Origin of the sequence: Actinomadura miaoliensis, from assembly GCF_039536785.1 — a bacterium.
Taxonomy (GTDB): Bacteria; Actinomycetota; Actinomycetes; order Streptosporangiales; family Streptosporangiaceae; genus Spirillospora; species Spirillospora miaoliensis.
In genome coordinates, this window is record NZ_BAAAZG010000082.1 from 1 (window position 1) to 6,224 (window position 6,224).

A 6,224-nucleotide genomic window follows, 5' to 3' on the forward strand; every position below is an offset into this window, starting at 1 on the left:
ATCGGCGTCCCCGCAGGGCCGGCGCCCCTCGGGCGTCCGGCGCCCGGCGTGCCCCGCGCCCCGCACGGCACGCGCCCCGCGTGCGCCGCAGCGCCCCGCGCGCACCCATCCGACCCGCATCGTGCCCGCGTGAGCGGCGGCACCCGACCCCGAAGCCGACGATGAAGTTTCTGAGCCCGAGCAGCGGCAAGGCCGTCGACCCCGAAGGCCGCATGCCGCTGATGGACCACCTGCGCGAACTGCGCAACCGGCTGATCAAGGCGCTGCTGGCCCTGGTGGTCGGGACGATCGTCGGCTGGATCTTCTTCCAGCCCATCTGGGACTTCCTCAAGGAGCCCTACTGCTCGCTGCCCGCCTCCCAGCAGCTGGAGTCGGGCAAGTGCACCCTGGTGGTCAACACCATCTTCCAGCAGTTCTTCCTGCGCCTGAAGATCTCCTTCATCGTCGGCATCGTGCTGTCGTCGCCGGTGTGGCTGTACCAGCTGTGGGCGTTCGTGGCGCCCGGCCTGTACCGGCGGGAGAAGCGCTGGACGTACGTGTTCCTCGGCGCGGCGATCCCGCTGTTCCTCGTCGGCACCGTGCTGGCGTACATGACCGTCGACAAGGGCCTGCAGCTGTTCCTGGGCGGCTTCTCCATCGACGACGTCACCGCGCTGATCACCGTCGACCACTACCTCGGCTACGTGATGGCCATGCTGCTGGTGTTCGGCATGACCTTCGAGCTGCCGCTGTTCGTGGTGGTCCTGAACATGGCCGGCGTGCTGAGCTTCGAGATGATCAAGAAGTCGCAGCGGATCGCGGTCTTCGGGATCTTCGTGTTCGCGGCCGTGGCCACCCCCAGCGGCGACCCGTTCACCATGCTGGCGCTGGCGCTGCCCACCCTGGTCCTGTTCGAGATCTCGGCGGTGCTGGCGTTCTTCAACGACCGGCGCCGTGCCCGCCGCCCCGACCCCTACGCCGGCCTGTCCGACGACGAGGCGTCCCCGCTGGACCTGGACGAGATCGACGCCGAGCTGGAACGGGACGGACGACCCGCCGACCCCGCCCGCTGACCCGCCCGCGACCCGCCCGCCGCCTCATCCGCGGCCTGCCCGCCGACCCCTCCGCGAGCCGGCCGCCGATCCACCGGCGGCCCGCCCGCTGACGACCCCCGGCCCGCACCGGCCCCGCGCGCCCCGGCGCCCGGAATTGGGAATCGGGCCGGGTGAAAACGTAGGCTCGACTCATGACCACCCCCGACACGCAGTCGGCCACCGAATCCCCCGCGGCGCGGTACTCGCAGTTCCGCAGGCGCACCGCGGACAACGGCCCCGCGCTGCTGGACTTCCAGACCCTGTACGACTTCGACCTGGACCCGTTCCAGCTCGAGGCGTGCCGCGCCCTGGAGTCCGGCAGCGGCGTCCTGGTCGCCGCGCCCACCGGCTCCGGCAAGACGGTGGTGGGGGAGTTCGCCGTCCACCTGGCCCTGACCGGTGGCCGCAAGTGCTTCTACACCACGCCCATCAAGGCGCTGTCCAACCAGAAGTACGCCGACCTGGTGAGCCGCTACGGGCCCGAGAAGGTCGGGCTGCTCACCGGCGACAACAGCGTCAACGGCGAGGCGCCCGTGGTGGTGATGACCACCGAGGTGCTGCGCAACATGCTCTACGCCGGCTCGCCCACCCTGTCCGGGCTGGCGTTCGTGGTGATGGACGAGGTGCACTACCTGGCCGACCGGTTCCGCGGCGCGGTCTGGGAAGAAGTGATCATCCACGTGCCGGACTCGGTGCGGATCGTGGCGCTGTCGGCCACCGTCAGCAACGCCGAGGAGTTCGGCGAGTGGCTGCAGGCCGTCCGCGGCGACACCGCAGTGATCGTCGACGAGCACCGGCCCGTCCCGCTGTTCCAGCACATGCTGGTCGGCACCCGCCTGTACGACCTGTTCGTCGAGGTCGGCAAGGGCGCCAACCGGCAGGCCCGGGTCAACCCGCAGCTGCAGCGCATGGCGGTGGAGGAGGTGCGCCGCGCCAAGCTCAACCAGAACCGCCGCACCGGCCGCCGCCGCGCGCCCCGCCCCACCCGGTTCCGGCCGCCCGCCCGGCCCGACGTGGTGGAGCGCCTCGACCGCGCCGGGCTGCTGCCCGCGATCAACTTCATCTTCTCCCGCAACGGCTGCGACACCGCCGTCCTGCAGTGCCTGCACGCCGGGCTGCGGCTGACGTCCAAGGAGGAGAGCGAGGAGATCCGCGCGCACGTGGAGCTGCGCACCGCCGACATCGCCCCCGACGACCTGGCCGTGCTCGGCTACGACGACTTCCTGGCGGCGCTGGAGCGCGGCATCGCCGCCCACCACGCCGGGATGCTGCCGACGTTCAAGGAGATCGTCGAGGAGCTGTTCGTGCGCGGGCTGATCAAGGTGGTGTTCGCCACCGAGACCCTCGCCCTGGGCATCAACATGCCCGCCCGCACCGTGGTGATCGAACGGCTCGACAAGTGGAACGGCGAGGCCCACGTCGACCTCACCCCCGGCGAGTACACCCAGCTCACCGGACGCGCCGGACGCCGCGGCATCGACGTCGAGGGCCACGCGGTGGTGGTGTGGGGCCCCAACGTCGACCCCGGGTCGGTCGCCGGGCTGGCCGGCACCCGCACCTACCCGCTGAACTCCAGCTTCCGCCCGTCCTACAACATGGCGGTCAACCTGGTCGGCGCCGTCGGCGTCGAACGCGCCCGCACCCTGCTGGAGGAGTCGTTCGCCCAGTTCCAGGCCGACCGCGCCGTCGTCGGCCTGGCCCGGCAGGTGCACCGCAACGAGGAGGCCCTCGCCGGGTACGCGCAGGCCGCCGAATGCCACCTGGGCGACTTCATGGAGTACGCGGCGCTGCGCCGCCGCCTGTCCGACCGCGAGGCCGAACTGGCCCGCGAACGCTCCTCCGCGCGCCGCGCCGAGGCCGCCCGCAGCCTGGAACGGCTGCGGCCCGGCGACGTCATCCACGTGCCGTCCGGGCGCCGCTCCGGCCTGGCCGTGGTGCTCGACCCCGGTCTCGGCCGCCGCTCCGACGGGCCCGCGCCGCTGGTGCTGACCGTCAACCGGTCCGTGCAGCGGCTGTCGGTGCAGGACTTCCCCCGCGCCGTCGAACCCGTCGAGCGGCTGCGCATCCCCAAGGGGTTCAGCCCGCGCAACCCGCAGGACCGCCGCGACCTGGCCGCCACGCTGCGCAACAAGGTCGCCGACGACGCCCACGAGCGGCGCCGCGGCCGCGGCCGGGACGTGCCGGCCGCCGACGACCGCGAGATCGCCGAGCTGCGCGCCGAACTGCGCCGCCACCCCGTCCACGGCTGCGACAAACGCGAGGAGCACGCCCGCTGGGCCGAACGCTACTACCGCCTCGAACGCGAGACCGAGCAGCTGCGCCGCCGCGTCGAGGGCCGCTCCCAGGTCATCGCCCGCACCTTCGACCGCGTCTGCGCGGTCCTGCAGCAGCTCGGCTACCTCGACGGCGACACCGTCACCGACGAGGGCCGCCGCCTCGGCCGCATCTACAACGAGCTGGACCTGCTGACGGCCGAGTGCCTGCGCGCCGGCGTGTGGGAACGTCTTGGGCACGCCGAGCTGGCCGCGTGCGTGTCGGCGCTGGTGTACGAGTCGCGGCAGCCCGACGACGCCACCCCGCCCCGCACCCCCACCGGGGAGACCCAGGACGCCCTGGCCGCCATGGTGCGGCTGTGGGGCGAGCTGGACGCCGTCGAGAAGGACAACCGCGTGTCGTTCCTGCGCGAACCCGACCTGGGGTTCGCCTGGACCGCCTACCGGTGGGCCCAGGGCCACGACCTGGACGAGGTGCTGCTGGAGACCGACCTGACCGCCGGCGACTTCGTCCGCGCCGTCAAGCAGCTGCTCGACCTGCTCGGGCAGATCGCCGACGCGGCCCCCGAGAACAGCCACATCCGCAAGACCGCCCGCCGCGCCATGGACGCCATGCGCCGCGGCGTCGTCACCTACTCCTCCGTCGCCTGACGCGAACCGCCGCCCCGCCCCGCCTGGCGGGGCGGCGAGCCCGCCGCGACCCGCGCGCCCTCCCCGGCGGCCCCCTACGGGTGGCCGCCGCGCGAGCCTGCAGACATCCCTACGGGCCGTAGGAAAATCGACGCCGCGTCGGTAAAGTAGCCGACGTCACGTCGGAAAAACCCTTCCGCCGATTCCTTAGGTAAGGCTAACCTAAGTTGCTCGGCGGGATGGAGGAGGCCCCATGGGCGGTACGGACGGCACGACCACGGCGACCGGCTTCTCCGCGCGGCTGCGCGCGGCCACCTGGGACGGCCACGGTGACAGCCAGGACACCGCCTACATGCGGGCCCTGCTCGACGGGCGGGTCGACCGCGACGGGTACGCCCTGCTGATCGCCCAGCTCTACCCCGTCTACGACCTGCTGGAGCAGGCCGCCGACCGGCTGGCCGCCGACCCCGTCGCGGGCCCGTTCGTCATCGACGACCTGCGCCGCCGCGACGCCCTGCGGGCCGACCTGGCCTACTTCTACGGCCCTCGCTGGGCCGACCGCGTCACCCCCGGCCCCGCCGCCGCCCGCTACTGCGACCGGCTGCGCGAGGTCTGCTTCGCCTGGCCCGGCGGCTTCGTCGCCCACCAGTACACCCGCTGCATGGGCGACCTGTCTGGCGGCCAGTACATGGCCCGGCTGGTTGGCCGCACCCTCGGCGCGCCCGCCGGCGACGACGGCGTCCGCTTCTACCGGTACCCGGGCAAGCCCAAGCGCTACAAGGACCACTACCGCGCCCTGCTGGACGCCGCGCCCTGGGACACCGCCGAACAGGACCGCGTCATCGACGAGGTCAGGATCGCCTACCGGCACAACGTCGCCGTCACCGAGGAGCTCGGCCGCACCCTGCGCCTGGAACCGGCCGCATGACCACACCCCCGCCCCTGCGCCGTCCGAACGCGGTGCCGTCCGAACCCGGTGCCGCCCGGAGCCGCGCCGCCGCAGCCGCGCTGTCCGGAACCGTGCCGCCTGGAGCCGCGCCGCCCGCAGCCGGGCCGCCCGCAGCCGTGCCGTCCGGAACCGTACCGCCCGAACCCGGCGCCGCCTGGAGCCGTGCCGCCCGGAACCAGGGGCGTTGGGCGTGCTGCTTCTGGACGCGGGGCTGGGCGAGGCGGCGCTGTTTGAAGCGGCGTGCCGCGGACATCTCTGGGAACACCCCCAGACCCGGAGGTTCACATGCTCGCGATCGTCGCGGCGGTCCTCTTCGGCCTCGCCCTGCTGTTCGACCTGGCCGACGTGGCCACCGGCTCCATCGGCTCGGCCGAGCTCACCACGCTCGGGCTGCTGCTGCTCGCCCTGCACCTGGCCGGATACGGCACCACCTGGCACCGCCGCTGGTCACGCCGCCGCTAGCCCGCCCCGACGGCGATCAGTCCTCGCCCTCGGCGTAGGCGCGCAGGCCGGGCAGATCCTCCACGACGATCTTGCGCCAGCCGGTGCGGACCAGGCCCTGGGCGCGCAGGTTGTTCAGCGCCCGGGCGACCGTCTCGCGGGAGGCGTCCATCCAGCTGCCCAGCTCCTCCTGCGACAGCGGCGGCGCGATCGCGATGCGGCCGTCCGGCGCGGGCGGGCTGTGCTTGGCCGACATCTCCGCCAGTTGCGCCAGCAGCCCCGCCAGCCGCCGGGTGCCCTTGGCCGACACGTGCGCCTGCAGGCGCCGGTCGGCGTCGTCCTGCCGCCGCACCAGCGTGCCGCTGACCAGCCGCCACACGGCGGGATGGGTGTCGAGGAACCCGGTGAAGCGCGCCGCGGGCACCACCAGCGCCCGCACCGGGCTCAGCGCCGTCACCGTCGCCGACCGGCGCCGGCCCCCCAGCACCGCGCTCTCGCAGATCAGGTCGCCGGGGCCGCGCACCGCCAGCACCACGTCGTGTCCGTCCTGCGTGGTGGAGGTGACCTTGGCCCAGCCGCTCTCGATGATGATGATGTGGTCGGAGTCCTCGCCCTGGTAGCACAGCGGCGCCCGGGCCGAGTACGTGCGCGGACGCGCCGCGGTGCGCAGGTCCTCGCGCTGCGCGGTGTCCAGCGCGTTCCAGAAGCCGTCGCGCGGCGCGGCCGGGACGGCGGCGTCGGCTCCCCGCGCGGCGGGCCGTGCGCCGCGGCGGGGGCCGGTCGGGGAAGCGGTCTGTTCGATCACCGGCGATCCGTCTTCTCGGGTTCTCCATGGCCGCGGGCCCGTCCGGGGCCGCG

At 73.5% G+C, this 6,224-nt stretch carries 5 protein-coding genes; 4 read left to right on the top strand and 1 reads right to left on the bottom strand.

Going from position 1 to position 6,224, the window contains the following annotated elements; genetic code table 11:
- The first annotated feature begins 161 nt into the window (after positions 1-161).
- From tatC to ABD811_RS42190, 4 genes are all read left to right on the top strand, one after another.
- A complete protein-coding gene (tatC, locus tag ABD811_RS42175) occupies positions 162-1,052 on the top strand; it encodes a twin-arginine translocase subunit TatC (protein ID WP_344959106.1) in 891 nt (296 codons plus the stop codon).
- Between the two features lie 173 nt (positions 1,053-1,225).
- Positions 1,226-3,997 carry a DEAD/DEAH box helicase gene (locus tag ABD811_RS42180; protein ID WP_344959108.1) on the top strand — a complete coding sequence of 924 codons (2,772 nt, stop codon included), beginning with the start codon at positions 1,226-1,228 and terminating at the stop codon, positions 3,995-3,997.
- Positions 3,998-4,229: 232 nt separating this feature from the next.
- The gene (locus tag ABD811_RS42185) at positions 4,230-4,904 is read left to right on the top strand and encodes a biliverdin-producing heme oxygenase (RefSeq protein WP_344959110.1); all 675 of its coding nucleotides are present in this window, start codon (positions 4,230-4,232) and stop codon (positions 4,902-4,904) included.
- Between the two features lie 306 nt (positions 4,905-5,210).
- Positions 5,211-5,387, top strand: a complete 177-nt coding sequence (locus ABD811_RS42190) for a hypothetical protein (protein WP_344959112.1) — start codon at positions 5,211-5,213, stop codon at positions 5,385-5,387.
- A gap of 16 nt (positions 5,388-5,403) precedes the next feature.
- On the opposite strand, the gene ABD811_RS42195 is transcribed toward ABD811_RS42190, so the two are convergent.
- Entirely contained in the window at positions 5,404-6,171 is a 768-nt protein-coding gene (locus ABD811_RS42195; protein WP_344959114.1) for a Crp/Fnr family transcriptional regulator, read from the bottom strand.
- Positions 6,172-6,224 lie beyond the last annotated feature (53 nt).

Bases quoted from the DNA above. Each gene is read 5' to 3' on its own strand.
- tatC (WP_344959106.1), top strand. From the start codon at position 162: ATGAAGTTTCTGAGCCCGAGCAGCGGCAAGGCCGTCGACCCCGAAGGC.
- ABD811_RS42180 (WP_344959108.1), top strand. From the start codon at position 1,226: ATGACCACCCCCGACACGCAGTCGGCCACCGAATCCCCCGCGGCGCGG.
- ABD811_RS42185 (WP_344959110.1), top strand. From the start codon at position 4,230: ATGGGCGGTACGGACGGCACGACCACGGCGACCGGCTTCTCCGCGCGG.
- ABD811_RS42190 (WP_344959112.1), top strand. From the start codon at position 5,211: ATGCTCGCGATCGTCGCGGCGGTCCTCTTCGGCCTCGCCCTGCTGTTC.